At 43.0% G+C, this 19889-nt stretch carries 17 protein-coding genes; 13 read left to right on the forward strand and 4 right to left on the reverse strand.

Annotated elements, in window-relative coordinates:
- Window positions 1–19 precede the first annotated feature (19 nt).
- From A5867_RS07450 to A5867_RS07475, 6 genes are all read left to right on the forward strand, one after another.
- A complete protein-coding gene (locus tag A5867_RS07450; RefSeq protein WP_087627275.1) occupies window positions 20–1372 on the forward strand; it encodes a PTS transporter subunit EIIC in 1353 nt (450 codons plus the stop codon).
- A 9-nt stretch (window positions 1373–1381) separates the two neighbouring features.
- Complete coding sequence (locus A5867_RS07455; RefSeq protein ID WP_087627276.1) at window positions 1382–2287, forward strand: ROK family protein; 906 nt, start codon at window positions 1382–1384, stop codon at window positions 2285–2287.
- Window positions 2280–3644, forward strand: coding sequence for a glycoside hydrolase family 1 protein (locus A5867_RS07460; protein WP_087627277.1), 1365 nt, complete (start codon window positions 2280–2282; stop codon window positions 3642–3644). Before A5867_RS07455 ends, A5867_RS07460 begins: the two co-directional genes overlap by 8 nt.
- Window positions 3645–3647: 3 nt before the next feature.
- Window positions 3648–4619, forward strand: a complete 972-nt coding sequence (locus tag A5867_RS07465) for an alpha/beta hydrolase (protein WP_087627278.1) — start codon at window positions 3648–3650, stop codon at window positions 4617–4619.
- A 2-nt stretch (window positions 4620–4621) separates the two neighbouring features.
- A complete protein-coding gene (locus tag A5867_RS07470; RefSeq protein ID WP_087627279.1) occupies window positions 4622–6322 on the forward strand; it encodes a DUF4091 domain-containing protein in 1701 nt (566 codons plus the stop codon).
- Between the two features lie 246 nt (window positions 6323–6568).
- Window positions 6569–7456 carry an SDR family oxidoreductase gene (locus A5867_RS07475; protein ID WP_086338394.1) on the forward strand — a complete coding sequence of 296 codons (888 nt, stop codon included), beginning with the start codon at window positions 6569–6571 and terminating at the stop codon, window positions 7454–7456.
- A gap of 82 nt (window positions 7457–7538) precedes the next feature.
- Here A5867_RS07475 and A5867_RS07480 read toward each other — a convergent pair whose 3' ends face one another.
- Entirely contained in the window at window positions 7539–9044 is a 1506-nt protein-coding gene (locus tag A5867_RS07480; protein ID WP_087627280.1) for a helix-turn-helix domain-containing protein, read from the reverse strand.
- A 230-nt stretch (window positions 9045–9274) separates the two neighbouring features.
- On the opposite strand from A5867_RS07480, the gene A5867_RS07485 reads away from it, so the two are divergent.
- The 5 genes from A5867_RS07485 (at window position 9275) to A5867_RS07510 (ending at window position 14879) form a co-directional block, all read left to right on the forward strand.
- On the forward strand, window positions 9275–9943 hold the full coding sequence (locus tag A5867_RS07485; RefSeq protein WP_087627281.1) for a WxL domain-containing protein: 669 nt from the start codon (window positions 9275–9277) through the stop codon (window positions 9941–9943).
- 16 nt (window positions 9944–9959) lie between these two features.
- On the forward strand, window positions 9960–11009 hold the full coding sequence (locus A5867_RS07490) for a DUF916 and DUF3324 domain-containing protein (RefSeq protein ID WP_087627282.1): 1050 nt from the start codon (window positions 9960–9962) through the stop codon (window positions 11007–11009).
- A gap of 18 nt (window positions 11010–11027) precedes the next feature.
- Window positions 11028–13190, forward strand: coding sequence for a legume lectins beta domain protein (locus A5867_RS07495; protein ID WP_087627283.1), 2163 nt, complete (start codon window positions 11028–11030; stop codon window positions 13188–13190).
- A gap of 680 nt (window positions 13191–13870) precedes the next feature.
- On the forward strand, window positions 13871–14239 hold the full coding sequence (locus A5867_RS07505; protein WP_087627284.1) for a hypothetical protein: 369 nt from the start codon (window positions 13871–13873) through the stop codon (window positions 14237–14239).
- Window positions 14240–14516: 277 nt separating this feature from the next.
- Entirely contained in the window at window positions 14517–14879 is a 363-nt protein-coding gene (locus A5867_RS07510; protein ID WP_005225688.1) for a hypothetical protein, read from the forward strand.
- Between the two features lie 76 nt (window positions 14880–14955).
- Here A5867_RS07510 and A5867_RS07515 read toward each other — a convergent pair whose 3' ends face one another.
- Both A5867_RS07515 and A5867_RS07520 read right to left on the reverse strand, forming a co-directional pair.
- Window positions 14956–15390 carry a MarR family transcriptional regulator gene (locus A5867_RS07515; protein WP_015509453.1) on the reverse strand — a complete coding sequence of 145 codons (435 nt, stop codon included), beginning with the start codon at window positions 15388–15390 and terminating at the stop codon, window positions 14956–14958.
- A 58-nt stretch (window positions 15391–15448) separates the two neighbouring features.
- Entirely contained in the window at window positions 15449–15859 is a 411-nt protein-coding gene (locus A5867_RS07520; RefSeq protein ID WP_060792506.1) for an Ohr family peroxiredoxin, read from the reverse strand.
- Window positions 15860–16106: 247 nt separating this feature from the next.
- Here A5867_RS07520 and A5867_RS07525 point away from each other — a divergent pair, with 247 nt between their 5' ends.
- The gene (locus A5867_RS07525) at window positions 16107–16319 is read left to right on the forward strand and encodes a hypothetical protein (protein WP_005225691.1); all 213 of its coding nucleotides are present in this window, start codon (window positions 16107–16109) and stop codon (window positions 16317–16319) included.
- On the forward strand, window positions 16316–17275 hold the full coding sequence (locus A5867_RS07530; protein WP_074535638.1) for an SPFH domain-containing protein: 960 nt from the start codon (window positions 16316–16318) through the stop codon (window positions 17273–17275). Before A5867_RS07525 ends, A5867_RS07530 begins: the two co-directional genes overlap by 4 nt.
- Before the next feature lie 66 nt (window positions 17276–17341).
- On the opposite strand, the gene mprF is transcribed toward A5867_RS07530, so the two are convergent.
- The gene (gene mprF / locus A5867_RS07535; protein WP_074931775.1) at window positions 17342–19888 is read right to left on the reverse strand and encodes a bifunctional lysylphosphatidylglycerol flippase/synthetase MprF; all 2547 of its coding nucleotides are present in this window, start codon (window positions 19886–19888) and stop codon (window positions 17342–17344) included.
- Between the last annotated feature and the right edge of the window lies 1 nt (window position 19889).

The raw sequence follows: 19889 nt of genomic DNA on the forward strand, positions 1-19889 counted from the left end.
ACTAAAGGAGTGAGAAAGAATGGAAAAATTAGAAGCATTTTTAAGTAGCAAACTATTACCAATGTCACAAAAATTACAACAAAACAAAGTATTGGCGGCTTTGATGGAAGGCTTTATTCGAACAAGTCCCATCACTTTAGGAATTGCGTTTATCACGATCATTGGAAATTTTCCGATTCCCGGTTGGACGGACTATTTGACGAAAATTGGCATCTTCCAACATGTTGAAGCAATCACCAACGGAGCAACTGGCGTCTTTGCCTTGTATGTCGTATACAGTTTGGCGTATTCTTACGCAAAACAATTAGGAAGCAATGAACGCAATTCAGCGATTATTTCTTTAGCTAGTTTCATTATGTTGATGCCCCAAACCGTCGCAACAACTGTCATGCAAGATGGCCAAGCAGTGGAACAAACGATTGGAGCCTTGAAGCTTGATTTCTTAGGTGGGCAAGGACTGTTTATCGGCATGCTGACCGCTTTGTTGGTCACTCGCTTTTATGCTTTCTTGTCGAGAAAAAACATTATGATCAAGCTACCGGATAGTGTTCCCCCAATGGTAACCCAATCCTTAGCACCAGTGTTTGTTGTCACGATCATTTTTGTCGTCGTCTTTGTCTTACGTGTCTTATTTGGGTTTACTTCATCTGGTTCGATTTTCCAATTCTTTATCGATGTGATCAATGCGCCGTTGAACTCCTTAGTTGCCAGCCCGCTATCGATCATCATCATTATGGAATTATTAGCCGTCTTATGGTTCTTCGGAATTCACAATGCAGTTTTACAAGGACCGCTCGGCGCGATTAGTATGACCATGGTCGTTTCGAATATTGCCGCTTACCAACAAGGACAAGAACTGCCTTATCTAATTCCTTCAGTGATTTATATGGGTATGTATGCTGCTGGCTTCATGGGCTTTGTGACCTTCTTTATGATCCGCAGCAAATCGGCAAAAATGAAACAATTAGGAAAATTGTCGTTTATCCCGTCGATCTTTAATATCACAGAGCCAATCATGTTTGGGATGCCGATTATTTTGAATCCGTTGTTCTTTATTCCGCAAGTCTTTACACAATTGATCGCTGGCTTTGTGACTTGGGGATTGGCGACTACGATCCTCCCAATCAGCTTGAATCCAACCATGAGTCTATTGCCATGGACGACACCGACTTTTATCAAAATGCCCTTTTCAGGAGGGCTTAACTACACGATCTTAATGATCATCTGTATGCTGATCGGTATTGTGATGTGGTATCCGTTCCTAAAAATTGCGGATAAAAAAGAGTACGAATTAGAACTGGCTGCTGAAAAAAAGCAAGCAAGTGAAGCAGCAAAAATGACAGAAAAAGTCGTGGAAGAAATTCAAGCGTAAACAAAGGAAGTGGCACATTTGGTATATTTAGGAATTGATATCGGTGGGACGCACATCAAATCGGGATGGGTCGAGCACAATGAAGTCACCGACGGACGAAGTTTTCCCACCCCGGCAACGCTGGCGGCATTTAGTGAAACTATCAAAACGATCCTCCAAAGCTATGCCCGTCAAGTTTCTTTCACGAAAGTGGCGATCGCAGTCCCTGGTTCAGTTAATGAAACAGGGACGGTCTTCTTTGGTGGTGCCTTGCCATACCTTGATGGGGTAAATTTGCCAGAATTGATCTGCCAGTTAAGCGATGGCATGGTGACAGAGGTTAGTGTCGAAAACGACGCAAAAGCCGCCGCGCTAGGGGAAATGAAAGCTGGCAATCTGCAAGGGATCCAAAATGGTGCGGCGATCATTTTAGGAACCGGCGTGGGAGTTGGTCTTTGTCTCAATGGAAAACTCTATCGTGGGCATCATGGACAAGCTGGTGAAGTCAGTTTTATGATTCGTGACCGACAAATGAGAGGCGCGGACTCTTTTGTGGGGATCGGTCTTTCGGCTGTCGGATTAATTGAGCGTTTGGCTGCTAGTATGGCTATCGCGCCTGATGGTCCTTTGGTCTTTGATACCCTTACGAAAACTGCTGATCCTGAGGCAGAGGCTTTATTTTTAGCTTATACCAAAGAAATCGCTGTCTTGTGTTTCGATCTTCAGTGTCTTTTAGCTCTGGAGAAAATCGTTATCGGTGGCGGGATCAGCCGTCAGCCACGCTTGATCGAAGCCATAGCTAGCAGCTATCAAGCTATTTTTAAAACCGCACCAATCATTGAGAAAACGCTGCAGCCAGTTGCGATCCAAGCCGCTTATTTTCAAGCGGACGCCAATTTGATCGGCGCAGCCAAGGAGGAACCGTGGGATGAGTAAATTTCCGGAAGCATTTTTGTGGGGAGCATCCACTAGTGCTTATCAAGTAGAGGGCGCATGGGCAGAAGACGGCAAAGGTCCCTCAGTGCAAGATATCAAAGAGATTCCGCAAGGGACCACTGATTTTAAAGTAGCATCAGATCACTATCACCGATATGAAGAAGATGTGAAATTGTTTAAAGAATTAGGGTTAAAAGCCTATCGTTTTTCCATATCATGGAGCCGCGTCATGCCCGATGGTCAGGTCAACCCAGTAGGATTGGCGTTTTATCAAAAACTGATCGATCTGCTACTAGAAAACGAGATTCAACCGATCGTCACCGTTTTCCATTTTGACCTGCCCGTTGCAATCGCGAAGCAAGGTGGGTGGGAAAACCGAGAGACGATCCAAGCATTTGCTGATTACTGCCAAGTACTGTTCGAAAACTTTGGTCATCAAGTCCCGCTATGGCAAACCATCAACGAGCAAAATGTGATGGCACTTGCTGGTTCGGTCATTGGTACGAGTCAAAAATCCATGAAAGAAAAATTTCAAGAAAATCATCATATGCTGGTAGCACAAGCATTGGTCACCCAGCAATTTCATGCAGGCAATTTCAGCGGCAAGATTGGCCCAGCACCGAATATCGCCAGTGTCTATCCAGCTTCTGAAAAACCAGCCGATCAGCTGGCAGCTCTATATATGAGTGCGCTGAGAAATTGGTTATTCCTAGATGCGGCTGTTTTCGGCACGTACAATCACAACGCATGGCATTTATTAGAGAAGATTGGCGCAGCACCAACAGTCACTGAAGCAGATCGAAAAATTTTGGCAGCGGGTACCTGTGATTACATCGCATTGAATTATTATAATACGATGACCGTCAGCAGCTATTTTCAAAAAGAAACGAAACTCGATCAACAGTCTGGTTTCGGGATTCCAGGCTTTTTCCAAACAGTAGAAAACACCCATTTGCCAATGACTGAATTCGGCTGGCCGATTGATCCAGAGGGCTTTCGCTTTACGTTGAACGAAATCTATTCCCGTTATCGTCTACCGCTCTTGATCACGGAAAACGGGATCGGTGCCAAGGATGTTTTGACAACTGATGGAAAAATCCATGATGATTATCGCATCGACTATTTGCAGCAGCACATAAAGCAGCTGGCATTGGCGATCGAAGATGGTGTCGATGTGATCGGCTATTGCCCGTGGAGTGCCATTGATCTAGTCAGTACTCACGAAGGCATCGCTAAACGTTACGGGTTTATCTATGTCAATCGTACGGACGAGCAGCTGTTGGACTTGGCACGATACAAGAAAGATAGTTTTTATTGGTATCAAAACGTCATCGATAAAAATGGGTTAGGAGAGTAAGCGGTGTTTATTCAGGAATATCTATTTGATCCAGAAGCGCAAGCCGGTCTGACAGTGTATCTGCATGAGGAAAAAGCCGAGTATGAACGAGTGGGTGATCGTCCGTTTGTCTTGGTGATTCCCGGTGGCGGCTACTCCTTTTGCAGTGAGCGGGAAGCTGAGCCGATTGCTTTAAATTTTGCTGCCCAAGGCTTTCACGCCGGGGTCTTACGCTATCATGTAGGGACACATCGCAGTTTCAGCCATTCCTTAGCAGATGCCGAAAAAGCGATTACTAAAATCCGAGAACTTGCAAGTGAATGGGGAATCGATGCCGAAAAAATCGCTGTGATCGGCTTTTCTGCCGGCGGCCATTTGGCAGCGGCGTTATCAACACTCTCCTCAATGAAACCGAGCTTATGTATTTTAGGCTACCCAGCGATATTGTCTTCATTTGCTACTGTGATGAAGATCGATGCCCCTTCATTAGAGGAATGTGTCACAAAAGAGACACCGCCCACCTTTTTGTTTTCAACCTTTGAAGACAATGTCGTTCCTATCGAAAATTCATTGGCGTATCTGCAAGCCCTAGAAGAGCACGAGGTTCCCTTTGAAAGTCATATTTTCCAAAAAGGACGTCACGGTCTTTCTTTGGCGACCGAACGCTTCGGTAATCGGAAAGAGATGGTCGATCCACGCTTTGCCCGTTGGTTTGATGCATGCGTCGAATGGTTAGAGTTGAACTGGGCAGATAAAGCTGCCCAGCCAGCTTTGTTTCCTGATTTAGGGCAGTGGCCAATTCGAGCGTTGCTTGAATCTGGGGAAAACAAACGCTTGCTGTTGCAGGCTTTTCCATCATGGGCAGACAAAAGCCGCTTAAAAATCGCAAAAAACATCAGCTTGCAGCAACTACTAACGATCATGCCAGAAGCGTTTGAAAATGTTTCTTATCAAAAGCTTGTATCGCAGCTGATTGATCCTAGAAAGGAAGAGTAAAAATGAAAGCAATCCTGGTCCATGAAAGCTATAAGGCTTCAACAGAATTGATCACCCAAGAACCACAAGCGATTGAACAGTTATCAGCTGTTCGTAACAGTACTGCTGCTTGTCAGCTGCTGCTGCACGATGGCAATCGCAATCATTATATTATTGGCGACGAGTTTTCGATCCCCGATGAAATCGAAATTCCCATGATACGTATTGAGATTTTTAGCGAATTGCCGGTCAAAGCGCAATTCGTCGATTATTTTGTCGGTCAGCAGGAATTGGCGTACGCCGATAAATTGCTTGAACAAACTGCCAAAACCTATCCTGGCGATCGCTTTGCGCCTCTTTATTTGGAGTGGCAGGTCGATGAGACGATCAAACCGCAAGCATATCCCGTGAAAATCAAGGTCTATCGGGCACACTTGACTAGCCATGAGGAGTGCTTATTAGAAAAGAACCTAACGATTGAAGTGGATGGCTTTACTTTTCCAAAAGACTATTTAGAGACGTTCCACTTAAATATGTGGCAGCAGCCCAGCAATTTGGCTCGCACCTTTGACGTTCCGTTATGGAGCGATGCCCACTTTGACTTGATCAAGGAAATGGCTGAGAGTCTCGCTGCGATCGGACAAAAAGCGATCACAGTGATCGCCGGAGAGATCCCATGGAAGGGCTGGTTCAATTACATCGTCAAAGATTATCCTGCTAATTTATATGAGTATTCGATGGTCAAGGTCAAAAAGACGCCAGACGGAGAACTGTCCTGTGATTTTTCTGTGCTGACGCGTTACTTGGATTGTTTTTTTGCTGCGGGTATCAAAGAAGAAATTGACGTGTTTGGTTTATTAGGGGTCTGGGAGCCGCCATTTTTCCCGCTGGTCAACTTGGACCATCCAGAAAAGTTGGTGATTCGCTTTTACGATGAGGGAAAAGGCACCTTTGGCTTTCTCAATCAAAAAGCTGATTTGCAGGAGTATCTACGCCAAGTATTTGATTATTTTAAAGGGAAGAATCTATGGGAGAAGGTTCGCATCGTTTCTGACGAACCGAAGAAACAGCAAATCGACAGTTTCCGAGCCTCGTTAGCGGTCTTAAAAGAAATTGATCCGTCGATCCAGATCAAAGCTGCTTTTGATAAAGAAGACGTATTGTTTGAGCTGCTGCCAGTGATCGATCATCCTGTGACTTCCTATTACTGTACTTGCAACCATTACGAATCACTGATAAAAAGCCATCCAGGGAAGATGCAGTACTATGTCTGCAATTATCCCGACAAACCGAATACCTTTTTGCATAGTCCCTTGTTAGAAACGCGAATGCAAGGAATCTTATCGTATCAGTTCAAAACAGACGGCTTTCTGCGTTGGGCATACAATTGTTGGCCAGAACAGGCTCGGACCGATATTCGATACAACACGAGCTCACTACCGATCGGTGATCTTTGTTTCGTCTATCCTGGCAATCACGGACATATATTGCTGTCACTAAGATATAAGCAACTCCAACGGGGAATTGAAGATTTTTATCTTTTGAAGACAGCCCAAGCTGCTCAACAGAAGCAAACGGGCGCCTTAGTTGTAGATTTTCTTAAAGTTACAGACACCAAACACTGGATGATCGACAGCCACCACAGTCATCCCGATGTTTTTCTACAGACCGCAAAGGAGATGGAGGCCTTTCGTCGGGCACTGCTCGAACTGCTAGAAAATTAGCAAAATCAACCACTGCACACAGAAACTTCACTACGATTTCCCAGCAGAATGATGAGATGCCTGGGGGCGTTCTCACTACTGAGTCATGCAGCATTTTCGTTTTACTAAGCATCTGTTTTCTTACAGATGCTTTTTTTCTGGTGAGCGTTTCGTTTCTCATTCGCTCCATCTTCCTTTACACTTTTAAGTAAGGTCATAACAAACGATGACAAATAAGAAGTAGAAATAATCAAGGAGGAAACGAGCATGTCAGAAAAAATCAACAATCCGTTAACGAAGTATTATGATGGCACATTTGAAAAACAGGTGCAAGAAGCACCGGCGATTCAAGGAAAGATGCAGCCAGTACCTGATTGCGGGGAAGAAAGCTACTCAGGTTCAGACAAATTAGCTGGACGCAAAGCATTAGTGACCGGTGGTGATTCTGGTATTGGTCGAGCAGCAGCGATCGCTTTTGCCAAAGAAGGCGCCGATGTTGCAATCAACTATCTTCCTTTTGAAGAAGAAGACGCGCAAGAAGTCAAAGCAGTCATTGAAAAAGCTGGACGCAAAGCAGTCTTGATCCCAGGAGATTTGAAAGATGAAACCTTCGCTCGTCAATTGGTTCATGAAGCAGCCAAAGAATTAGGCGGGTTAGATACATTGGTTCTAAATGCTGGGATGCAACAAGCGGTGAAGGACATCAAAGAGTTGACTACGCAACAAATTCAAGACACCTTTACAACGAATATCATCTCGATGTATTGGACAGTCCAAGAAGCATTGGATTACTTACCAGCTGGTGGAAGCATCATCACGACCACTTCGATCCAAAGTGCGGAACCAAGCGCCCATCTTTTAGACTATGCAGCCACGAAAGGTGCCATTACTTCCTTTAGTAAAGGGCTAGCTGCGCAATTAAGTGAAAAAGGCATTCGGGTCAATACCGTTGCGCCTGGTCCAATCTGGACGCCACTTCAAATTTCTGGTGGACAACCACAATCTGCGATCCCAGAATTTGGTCAAAAAGAATTGATGAAACGTGCTGGACAACCAGTCGAATTAGCGCCAGTCTATGTTTTCCTAGCCTCTGATGAAGCAAGCTACGTAACTGGTCAAGTGTACAGTGTAACGGGTGGTAGCTTCTTCGCTTAACAATCCCTGGATAAATTTGTAGGAAAAAAGCTCGAGCAAAGATGCTCGAGCTTTTTTTTGGGATGAAAATGGAATCGGCAGCTTACTTTCCCTGTTTGGCAAACATCTTGGACATCATCAGTTGATTGATCTTTGCAAAAACGGCTGCCCACTCTTGTTCGGCTTGCAGGTTAGACAGTAAGACTAATTTTTCGGAAAAAATCACTTCTTCATAACTATCGGTGATCAATAGATCGGCTGCTTCCATCTGGTTAACAAAAGTCACTGAAGCTTTGGAATAAATCGAACGAATCCTTGTCTCGATCATTTGCTTCGTGCGGTATTGGATCGTCGTTTGAATATAGATCGACACGGTCGGGGGCGTATTCATCTGTGTTTCTAAAAACAAGAGATGCGCAAGATAAGGCAACTGTGTCTGTTCAAAATACTCTTTGTCCAAGTCAGCAAATGGATACCTTTCAACATGGGTCAGTAAAAGCTTGCAGATTGCTTCATAGGTTTTGTCTTTCGAAGGAGTGTTTTCGGTCAACAGTTGGTGTTCGAGCTGCCACACTTCCAGAAGATCGATGCCGATAATGATCGATAGATTGAAGACCAGCAGACAGCTGCTTAATAGTTTTTCAAATTCGGCGACTTCTTGACTTGGAGCAAAGGTATCGTGCCAATCTTTGATCATTGCGGTGAAAAAGCGCACAAGATCGGTGTCAGAATGTTTGATTTCTTGGATGATCGCTTGATTCTTCTCTTGGGGAATTACCCCTGGCAAAAAGACATGCAAAAAGAAATTTAAGTAAAGATATTCAGACTGAAGCGTCTTTTCTGAGGCATAATCGGCACTCAAAAAAAGCGATTCGAGAATTTCCTCTGGTAAAAAACAATAGAAATTCATCAATCCCATGTATTTTTCAGGAATCGCTGGCAAATATTTTTTCTGGATCGTTCGGCTGACCACTGCTTGCCAAAATGCAGCGAGTTTATTTTTCGTTAACGGATCAAAGTGAGAAATAGCAAAGAACGCTGTAAACTCTTCGACATTTTTATGGGAAACGCTCGGCAATAGCCACAAGTCAGCTGGCGCGCTTTGAGTCAAGAAACTGTAGGTGAAAATACGGATATCTAGCTCTTTTCCAGCAAGAACGATGCGATTATTCAGGTCTGTTCGAATTTGGATTTGAAATTTTTCCAATAGTTGGTTGATTTTCTTGATCAACCGATACATATGCGATTGGCTGACATGCAAATCCAAACATAATTGCGTCAAGGTCATTTGCGGGCGCCCAATCAAGTAGTGAATCAAGGTATATTGTGTGGAGTTGAGCAAGTAATGATACATCAATTTTGCATAGAATGGTTCATCATCCTCTGCTCGCTCAACAAAATACTGATTGTAATGATTTTTTGATAGAAGCAGGTGAGGGGAGAGCAGCTGCAAATCTTCATTTAAAAAATAAATATATTTTTGAAGACTTTTTTGTGGGATGTTCAAAACTTCTGACAGTTGGACCAATGTCACGCCATTGGAATTGCAGACAACTTTGAAAATCTCTAATTTCTTTTCTTCTGCGGGAGAAATGAATTCTCGATACATAAGGGATTCTCCTTTTTGGCGTTTTTTTTACGCTAAATCTGTGAACCGTATGATAACCATGATGGATTATACTTATGATAGATGAGAATAGAATGAAAAACTTATACACATCTAGATGTGTATAAGAGACAGATACATAAGGGATTCTCCTTTTTGGCGTTTTTTTTACGCTAAATCTGTGAACCGTATGATAACCATGATGGATTATACTTATGATAGATGAGAATAGAATGAAAAAACACCAATTAAATTATTATTTTTTAAGGCTGTTTTTTTCGATCAACCTCGGTTTCTCATTAAAAAAAGTGAAGGAAGAGATGAAAATGAACAAAAAGGCAGTAATGTTAGGTTTGGTCGGAATGGGTTTAGGAATGGCGCCCACTGCGGCAGCTGCAGCAGAAGCGAATCCAACGGCTTCAATGACGAGTCAAGCAACGCTAACGATCGAACAAGGAATCTTGTCACTGGATCAGGTGACCAATTTTAACTTCGGTACAAGCAGTATCCAAGAGATCGCTACCGATGAACAAGTGATTCAAACAACGTCGAATGAAGTGACATCGATCACGGATTACCGTGGACCAAATCAAGCTGGCTGGCAGTTGACGGCGCAATTATCGAAAATGACGAATGCCAGCGATAACGAGCTAGCAAATGCCAAAGTCACTTTAAATGGTTCAACGGCTTCTGGCGATGCAGCGCTAGTATCGGGCACCGAATTGATGGTAGGGGCAACAGAACCTACATTGATCGCTTCAGCTAATGGGACGACCGGCTTAGCAACCAATGACTTTAACTTTTCCAATGCTTCATTAACCGTACCAAAACAAAATGTGAACAGCGGCACTTATAGTGGAACGATCACTTGGACCTTATCAAACACCTATCAAGCAGAATAGCAAGGAAAGGGCGACAATGAAAAAACAAATCAAGTGCTTCGTACTCATTAGTTTCTTTATCAGTTTGTGTTGCTTTACGAAAGTCACCGGTCATGCACAGACCACACGGTTCACTGTAACCCCTGAACTTCCCCAAAATCAAGTCAGTGACGTCACTTATTTCGACTTACTGGTAAATCATGAGACCGAACAGAATTTGACCGTTGCCCTTCATAATACAAGTTCAGAGCCGTTGACCATTAAAGCAGCAGCACTAAATAGTTATACGGCCTCTACTGGGATCATCGCGTACCAAGCAGAACAGACCGCCGAAGAGAACAAAGGAATCTCGTTTAGTCAATTGATTGAAAATCCGAGACAGACGATCCAGCTTGACCCTGGAGAAAGTCGTCAGGTCCATTTTACCCTTTCAATGAAGGCAAAAGAATTTGCAGGAGAAATACTTGGTGTGTTTGACTTTGAAGAAAAACCGGCGGAAACAACTGAAAGTCAGCAAACAAATCTGCAAGCCAACTATAAAATTCAACAAGGGATCCGCTTGCGTCAGAATGTGGCAACCATGCCTGATCCTCAATTGTCTTTGATCAATTCTGAGGCGGTGGAAAGATATGGTTCTACAGCTCTCAAAAGTAGGATCCGCAATGATCAGCCCACAGCCTTTGGCAACATCACTGTCAAAACCGTGATACGCGAGCAAGACAGCGGCAACAAGGTCGGTGGGTTTTCTGCAGAGAATTTTCAAATAGCTCCGAATTCGGTTTTGGAGCTGTTTAGTGCCTTTGATCAGAACATTCTCGAACCGGGGACCTATCTGTTACGGATCGAGTTGAATGCGCCTAAAGGAACGTGGGTGTTTGAGGATTCGGTGGTGGTTGATCGCAAGCAAGCCAACCTTATCAACCGTCAGACAACATTAGGTGCAGCGTATCTTCAAAAACAATACTGGTTCTATGCAGGAGGGCTACTTCTCTTCCTGTTTGTTCTACTTCTCTTGTTCATTTTATATAGGAGACGTAAAAAAGCAGAAGCAGATGTTAGGCTGGCAGTGCAAGAAGAATCAGAATGAAGAAAGCGGAGGACAGTGATGAAAAAGTTTGGCATTATCCGATGGGGCTATGTGTTCTTTTTTAGCATTTTGCTGCTATGTGGGAAACAAGAAATCGTCCATGCTGCGGTATCTGCGCCAGATTTTCCTACGTTAGCGATTGACGATTCTCTGATCACTCCTGTGGGACAAGCGGGGTCGCCACAAGGAAAACCGGGCGTCAATTATGTTCAGATTAATGATGGAGCTACCACCAACTCCAGTGGTGGTGTCTGGTTCAATAAGCCGGTTTCTTTTACTCGTTCTTTTCGGTTAGAAATGGCATTTTGTATCGATAATACAGCAACGGACAGCGATGGGCTCGCTTTTGTGATGCAAAGCAATGGTTTAAATGCGCTGGCAGAACAAGCAGGACCGACGATTGGCGTCTGGTCAAATTCGGGAGGAGCGACTCCTTTAAGTACGGGGGCAATCCCGCAAAGTTTTGCGATTGAATTCGATACATTTTATAATAATGCAGGGTTGACGGGGGACGGAATGATGGATCGTGATGTTCCTTCCGGCCATCATATCGCTTGGAATTTTCCAGGTTCAAATGACGCATATACCACCGATGGTTGGCTGATTATTGACAAAGTCTTAAACCATCGAGATACGGTATCCGTACCAGATATTTCCGATGGGCAGTGGCATATTTTTACAGTAGTCTTTGATCAGCCGACGCAAACGTTGCGTTACACCGTACCAGATTTCGGTGTTGATGTGACGGTTCCTGTTGATGACACCTTCAAATCGAATTTGAATCTCACCAATAGTGCACCGGTCTATTTTGGTTTTACAGGTGCAAACGGGGGCTATGTTCAAGAAAAAGCTGTGGCCTTTGTCGATGTTGAAGGACTAGTAGAACTTGATATGCGAACCGGTGTTTTTGAAAAAGACCCAGTCAAACTATTGTTGGATACTGGTACGGCACTTGCCCAGCCAGCCACTGTCGACAATAGCAAAACCATTACTTATGCGACCTATCTCTCCTATAAAAGCACCAGTGATCTAGCTGACTTGGAATCGGGAATCTTGCTCTCATCGCTTTTTCCAGAAGGACTATCATTAGTTCCCGAGGCGGTTTATTTTGGGAAAGCCAGTGAAATCATGGTTAATGGCATGCCTGAAGGCGGAACTGCCTTGCCCTTTGCCATTGAAAATGGACAATTGGTTGTGACACTGCCCGACATGGTCAATGGGAATGAATACATCGTTCACTTTTCCGTCAATTACACAGAAGCTCCGCTCGATCAGAATTTAGATGTAGCCATCCCTGTCCAAACTGTTTTTAATGGAAATGCGTTTGTTTCCAGTATGACAACAGGTGATCCAGAAACTCATTATTATCAAATGACCGGATCCTTTCCACCGACTCTTTCAACAGGTTCGGCGTCATTGGCAGAAGCAAAAGCAGACCTGCAGATCGTGCGGCAAAAGCGCAATTCCTACATACCGATCACGATTGATGACCAAAATTCGACCCAAGCCAAAATATATGTCACGGATTTCTTTACGGAGGATAAGACAATCACCGAAACGGATTTCTCTGAAGCAGCGTTGGTTGAACGGGGAACATTGTCGGAGCCATTGTCGGATACATTGGCACTAGACACCTCAGATCTAGAACCGGGCACAACCTATTATCTTGCGTCTTATGTGATCGATACAGAAGGCAATCGATCGGCGACACGTTATTATGGCATTGACTTTCGAGGGATCGTGGTATTTGAGCGTGCGCCTGCTTCAATCAACGCAGCGGCAGTGACCTTGAATGAACTCGCACGATCCATCAGAGACGATGGCTTTGCTTATTTAACGATTTCTTTTGATCAAGAAGCCCTTTTGTCTGTCAGCAATACCAGCGAAGGGACCTGGCAGTTAAGCGGCCAGATGACTGATTTTATGCAAAATCAGCAACAATTAGCGGATGAAATCCAATTGGTCCTCTATGATCCGGTGACCAATCAGCTGGTGGCTTCTGTCACTTCTGAAGAACAAGTGATTTTCCAACAACAGCCAACAGGATCAACGGACTTAACTCTGGATCTTCAGGAATATGATTGCTACTTTCGCTTTGTTCCCAAGTTGGATTTGATAGAACCTGGTACCTATTCAGGTACGGTCAATTGGCAGTTGGAGAGTACGATTGTAGACAAATAAAAAAACGCCATTACGGCGTTTTTTTTATTAAAGTTCTCAGTCGATCAATGCTAAGCTTGTCGACTTTTCGCAATTTTTAAAACTAATGATAGGCCTGCTAAAGCAAAACTGCCGTATTTAACGAATTTTTCCAAGGAATCTAAAGTTTGCTGTTTTTTGCGTTTGCAGTCCGGACAGCTTTTTTCATTGCCAGTTAACTTCTTGCCGCATTTACAATGGTTCTTCATCTTTGCTCCACTCCTCGTCTCGTTTATTTTGATGACTTTCTCTACTTTAATTATACATGTTGCTGAAGGTTCTGTCTGAAATTATGCTGTCTCCGTTTTTTGTGAAGGGCAATAAGGGCTGCTAGTTGTTTGTTTCAAATCGATCGCTGATAAGGGATGCGATCCTTGGCGGTTGATTTTTCGTATAGAAGAGAGGCAATCTATCTAAAAAAGGAGGGTAATCTGACAAATTTCTCATTTTCAGATGTTGCTGATTCGCTTTGCTTATCAGTTCAGCAAAATTTTGCTATTGTGGAGTAAGATTGAGGAATCAAAAAACGACTTCTCCTTTTTTTCTTGATTCTATCCTTAATCTGAGAACGAAAATCACCGATAATATGCTATATATAGGAACAGGGAGCCATCCTTGACGATGTCGAATATGGCATTTGAATGAAAGGATTGATGAAATAAGTGATTTCTTCAATAATCTATACGGACACAAAGGCTTATTTGGATAAGGTGGTCGATCAAGCACTGTTGGATTTGTTAAAATCTGATTATCCCAAAGTCTATGATCATGTACAACAATTGATTGCTAACTTTGAAGAAACGATCCAACAAATTGATCACTCAAATTTTTGGCAATTGTTGCCAGAGATTTTAGGCTATGATTCACGCTTTGTCTTGTTGAACTCGCTGCAATTGTCAGAAGACAAATTTTTGACGGAAATCGAGGTTATTCAGATGATCGAACGCGATTATCCGAATTTGAACAAAGAGTTTTGTGGCTATTCCTTAAAAGAAAAAGAGCACGAAAGCCTGATCTTCAACATCCAATAAGCGGTTCTTCTTAGGATCACTTGATAGAAAAGAAAGCGACTAGCGCATCTAGTCGCTTTTTTTTTATGGAGAAGAAGGAGAATTAAACGTGTTATTTATCATTAAAATAAAAATTATTTTGAAATTATGAATAAAATAGATTATTATTGGTATATAATCCTTTTAGTGAAAGAAAAAACAATCGTAAAATGAAGAGGATAGATAGCTTATGTCAATAGCTGCGATTGTTTTGATTAGAAAATAAGAACCAGCCTGATTGGCATGGAAAGGAGCAGTTATGGATTACTTGAGTTTTTCAAAAAAAGAGTGGGAAGTCTTAGTTTGTTTTTGGGCTGTGGATGAGCCGCTATGCTGTACCGAATTTAGTGAACGCTTCGGCTTGAATCGCAACACGTCATTGTCAGTGATTCGTAAGTTAGTCAATAAAGGGATACTTGAGATCGCAAGTATCAAGATGAGTGGGTCAGTTTTGGCTCGTCGTTTCCAACCAGCCGTCACCGAATTGGAGATTTTGCAAAGTGGTTTGACGGAGGAACAAATTTTTGAACTGGTAAAAATTGCGATCAAAAAAATTGAAGACCCAGAACAATTAACTCAGTTGCGAAATGTTATTGGCGAATTGAAAACCAAAGCTTCTTAAGTCATCCACGTTTTCTTCGCTGTTTGTTAGTGAAGGTTTAAAAGATAAAAAAATGATCCACTGTGAAAACAGCGGATCATTTTTCTTGTTCTTGAAATTTTTGGACCATTTTGGTCGTCAATTCGTGGAGGACTGACAGTTCTTCCGGTTCAAGGGGCAAGAATTCAGTTACTTTGTAGGGGATCTCTAGTGCTTGTTCATGGAGTCTTTTGCCTGAATCAGTCAATGTGACCCGCAAGGAACGTTCATCGTCTTGATTTCGATTTCTTACTAGGTATCCTTTTGCTTCAAGCTTTTTTAAAACCGGTGTCAGTGTGCCAGAATCTAGACATAATTGCTTCCCCAATTCTTTGACACTGATCGCTTCATCTTCCCATAACACCAACATCACTAAATATTGGGTATAGGTCAAATTCAACGGGTCCAGTAAGTCTTTGTACTGTTTGATAATTTCTTTTGAAGCGGCGTATAGAGGAAAACACAATTGGTTTTCTAACGCTAAGACATTCATGTTTTCACCCCTTTTTCTAACATCCGCCTCTTATCATAGCTGTTTTTTCAACGAAAGTCTACTCGCTAACGGCTTTGACAGACACTTCAATGTTGCCAGCTGTAGCTTTTGAGTAAGGACATACGGTATGAGCGATTTCAAGCAATTCTTGTGTTTCCTCTGTTGATAAACCTTCGATTTGACCTTCGATCTCAACGCCTAAAACAAAGCTTGATTCACTTTCTGCGTATAACGTCACTTGTGCACTGACAGTCGAAGCACCGTCGATTCCTTTGTTGCTTTTTACTAATTCAAGGGCACTATTGAAACAAGCACTAAAACCAGCCGCAAAAAGTTGTTCTGGATTGGTGGCATTTTCAACACGTTTGCCAGGTGCAGTAATATTTAGTTCAAATGAATGATCGGGACTATGAACTTCTCCTGAACGGCCACCAGTGTTGATCATTTTTGTTGAATACATTTTTTTCATCATTTCTTCACTCCTGATTTTTATATTTTGTACAATTAGATTGTATGCAATTTAATTGGTAAATGCAAGGGATTTGTTTTCAGCTCGTCTTTTTTTCTAAAAAGGAGGGAATTATGAAATGTATACTGTCCTCTTGGGTGAAACGTGCTATTATAGTTAGTAACACTTGTCATAGAATGAACGAATCAATTGAAACGAAAAATAACCTGCACGAAGGCAAAGAGGGTGGAAAATCATCGTAGACTACATGGAACAACGAGCGGTTGGACGTTATTTTCGATCGCTGACGGATCATTATTCAGGCTATATCCGTCTTTATGGCACCTACACAGAATATCGAGTGATTGCAGGGATTCCTGCTGAAAATGTCATGTTAGAGATTATCGGGGTTGAAAACGGTGTCTTATTGACCCGTGTTAACAATACATTATTTGAAAATGGAAGAGGGTTTTTACAATGATCATTATCCAAATTATTTTAGTTATCTTCGTATTAGTGGTTCTGATTTGGCTGATCGCAAGCACTGCTGTGATCGTTCGTCAAGGGGAAGTCAAAGTTGTGGAAAGTTTTGGGAAATATGTTCGAACGTTGGAACCAGGTCTTCATTTTCTTGTTCCGATTTTATATACCGTAAGAGAAAGAGTGTCCTTGAAACAGATTCCTCTGGAGATCGAACCGCAAAGTGCAATTACAAAAGACAACGTAATCGTGCAGATCGATGAAGCAATCAAATACCACGTCACAGATGTTCGTGCCTTTGTTTACGAAAATGAAAACTCCGTTATCTCAATGATTCAAGATGCCCAATCAAACTTACGGGGGATCATCGGGAAAATGGATCTGAACGAGGTTCTAAATGGAACTGAAGAAATCAACGTGGCTCTATTTACTTCAATCAAAGACATCACTGCTGGCTATGGGTTAGCGATCGACCGGATCAATATCGGGGAAATCAAAGTTTCCCAAGAAATCATTGAATCAATGAATAAATTGATCACAGCTTCAAGAGACAAAGAATCTATGATCACAAGAGCCCAAGGGGAGAAATCTTCTTCAGTCTTAAGTGCCGAAGCCAAAGCTTCTCAAATGACGATCGACGCGCAAGCTCGGGCAGAACAAACCCAAATCGATGCAGAGGCGCGGGCAAAACGTGTACGGATCGATGCTGAGGCAGAAGCGGAACGAATCGCGAAAATCACTGAAGCTGAACGCAAACGGATTTTAGCTATCAATGAAGCAATCAAAGAAAGCCAGCTAGACGAGCGCTCCTTATCTTATCTAGGGATCGAAGCCTTTAAAGACGTGGTCAACAGCAATACCAACACGGTCATTCTGCCATCCAATATGACGGAACTAGGAAATATTCCAGTCGTCAAACAACTTTGGGAAAACGCACCATCTAAATCAGCAGAATAACTTCTAAGCGCAACAAATGAAAAAAGCTCAAATGCTCCGAGAATAAACCGGCGCATTTGAGCTTTTTTATTTCGTTTTGTCTGCCGCTTGATTATCGACAATCAACAGGGCAATCATGACATAACCGATCCAACTGTCCCGAGAATATAAGATGTAGCGAGGGGACCAAGAAGCGGCATATTTCTGTTTGTATTCCCGCAATCCTTCAAAGGAATAGAAGCGAGACCCGAAGGTGTAAACGAGATAGGCGATCCGCTCTTGCAAGAAACTACTGCGGAAAGTACCAACATTGGCTAATGGTGCCATACCTAAATCGAATTGTTGGTAGCCTTGTTCTTTAAAATAATCAAACAGCTGAATAAACAAGAAATCCATCGTTCCGTTCGGGGCTTTTTCAGGATCGTGACGCATCAGATCAATGGAAGCTAAGCCTGTCTGATAAGTTGGCATAAAGGAGGCAAACGCGACGATCTCTTGTTGCTGATTACGGACGACTGCAATTGGTGCGGTACTCAGATAGGATTCTGAAAAGAATCCAAGGGAGAACCCTTTTTCTTTCCGTCCATCTAGCCAGTTGTCAGAAATTTCCTTAAGGGTTGCAAAGGTTTCGGCTGAAAAGGGTGGGGTGAGCACATCAAAGGTAAAGCCTTCTTTGGTGATCTTGTTGTTCAATGCCCGCTGTCCCTTCATTTTCTTTCCTGAGAGGGTGAAGCTAGGCAGATCCACATAGGCTTTCTCACCGAATTTGATAAAGTCATACCCGAATTCATGCAGCAGCATCACCATTTCTTCACTACTTTCATAAAAGACTGGCAAGTAATTCCACTGATCCATCTCTGTTAGAAAGGTTTCCAGTGCCTGGGGAAAGTCTGCTTGCTTCCCAGAAGGATCCCCCATGACTAAGCATTTATTATTAAAGGTCGTAAATTGAAAAAAGACCGTCGGCTCGCCGATTTCTGGATAAACGTACACTTGCTTGTCTTTTAAATAGACAAGATGGCTATCGCTATTGCCGCCATAAGTGTTCAAAATATGCTTCACTTTATCGGTGGCGGCACTGACACCGAGTTGGTGCTTTGGTCCCATCAAGTAGCGGGCAAACAGCAGCATCGCAACGGCGACGAATAAAATCGCAACGAAGCCTTGGAGCCATAATTTTTCAGAAGGGAAAAGCAAAAAATCCATCGAATGGTGATGCGTCGGATGCCGATTGATATGGGGCATATTGTAGACCCCGATAATGACATAGAGGATCGTCAATGAACCAATCAGCAAACCATCGATCGTTAGCCATTCCCAAGCGAAAACCAGTTGCTTTCGGAATAACTCGCTTTTTGAAAAAATCATGATCGCCAGTAATAATAGAAGAAACAGCATGGTCGAAAAGCGGAAACCCGCAAAAATAGCATAGCCGATCGTTGCTGCAATCAACAAAAGCGTCGGCACATACGCGCGACTGACACGGGCAGAGATGCCGCGACCGGCAATCAAAAAGAGATAGCCGAGAAAGATACTCGGGTACTGCATTACAAAATTCAAGCGAATCGGATTGAGGTGGGCTAACCATTTGATTTGATCAAAGGCTTCTGGGATCGTGGCGGAAAGCACCAACATCGTTCCAGTCAGATAAAGCAACAACACCTCGATCTTGTGGAATACTTCCAACAACAAGCTTTTTGGAATACCAGAAAAGCGCTGGTTGAGGGAGACACCGACATTTTTTGAGAAAAAAAGCAAACCGATCAAAAAGGGAATGATGTAATAAAACAGACGAAACAGCAAGAGCCAGGCAATGACACTTTCACGGGGAATCTGTAGTGAACCCATTCCCATGATCATCATGACATCAAAGGTTCCCAGTTCCCCGGGAATCATCGAGACGATCCCAATCACGGAAGCAGCGATGAAAAGCGGCAACAGTTGAAACACATCGACCGAGAGACCCATCAACAGACCCGTCGTAAAGAAGGCGGCAAAAACACCTAGCCATTCCAATAAGGAAGCGGCGATCAGCTGCAGACGATCGCGTCGTTGCAGCCCACCTAAGTAGGCATTTTTTTTGGAAAAACTAAGCGCATAGACGATTGGAAAATAAAGACTGCCGCCTAAAAGCCAGATCCAATACTGTTGGAGATAATCGGTCGTGGGACCGAAGAGGACGAATGCCAGCGCAGCAAGCGATAAAATCGAAAGACCAGACATCAAATAGATAAAAATCTTCGATATTGCTTGGGCAACGTCTTTGCCTTTTTTTCCTTTGCCATAAAATTCCGACCGTAACCCGATACTGATGAAACCGCCAAAGCCGATCAAATTGTTCATGGTATTGATGATCCAGCTGGTTTCTAGTAAATAACGGCGATCAGGTTTGTCCCCTAGCAAGCGATTCAAGACGATATCATATAAGACCATGGGAAAGACACACAGTAAGCCAATGACAGCCATTAAAGCCACTCGCCAAAGGGATAGCTGCGCAAACAATTGTTTTAGTTGATCAATCGAGATCGTCTTGCTTAACGAAAGCAGCTCGCCGAATACGATCACGGCGACTGCAATTAAGAAGAGGGTTTTAAACAGTGAGCGGTGGTCGCGGAGCCAAGTAAAGATTCTCATA

The sequence above is a fragment of the Enterococcus sp. 6D12_DIV0197 genome (genome assembly GCF_002174385.1).
Lineage (GTDB): Bacteria > Bacillota > Bacilli > Lactobacillales > Enterococcaceae > Enterococcus_D > Enterococcus_D casseliflavus.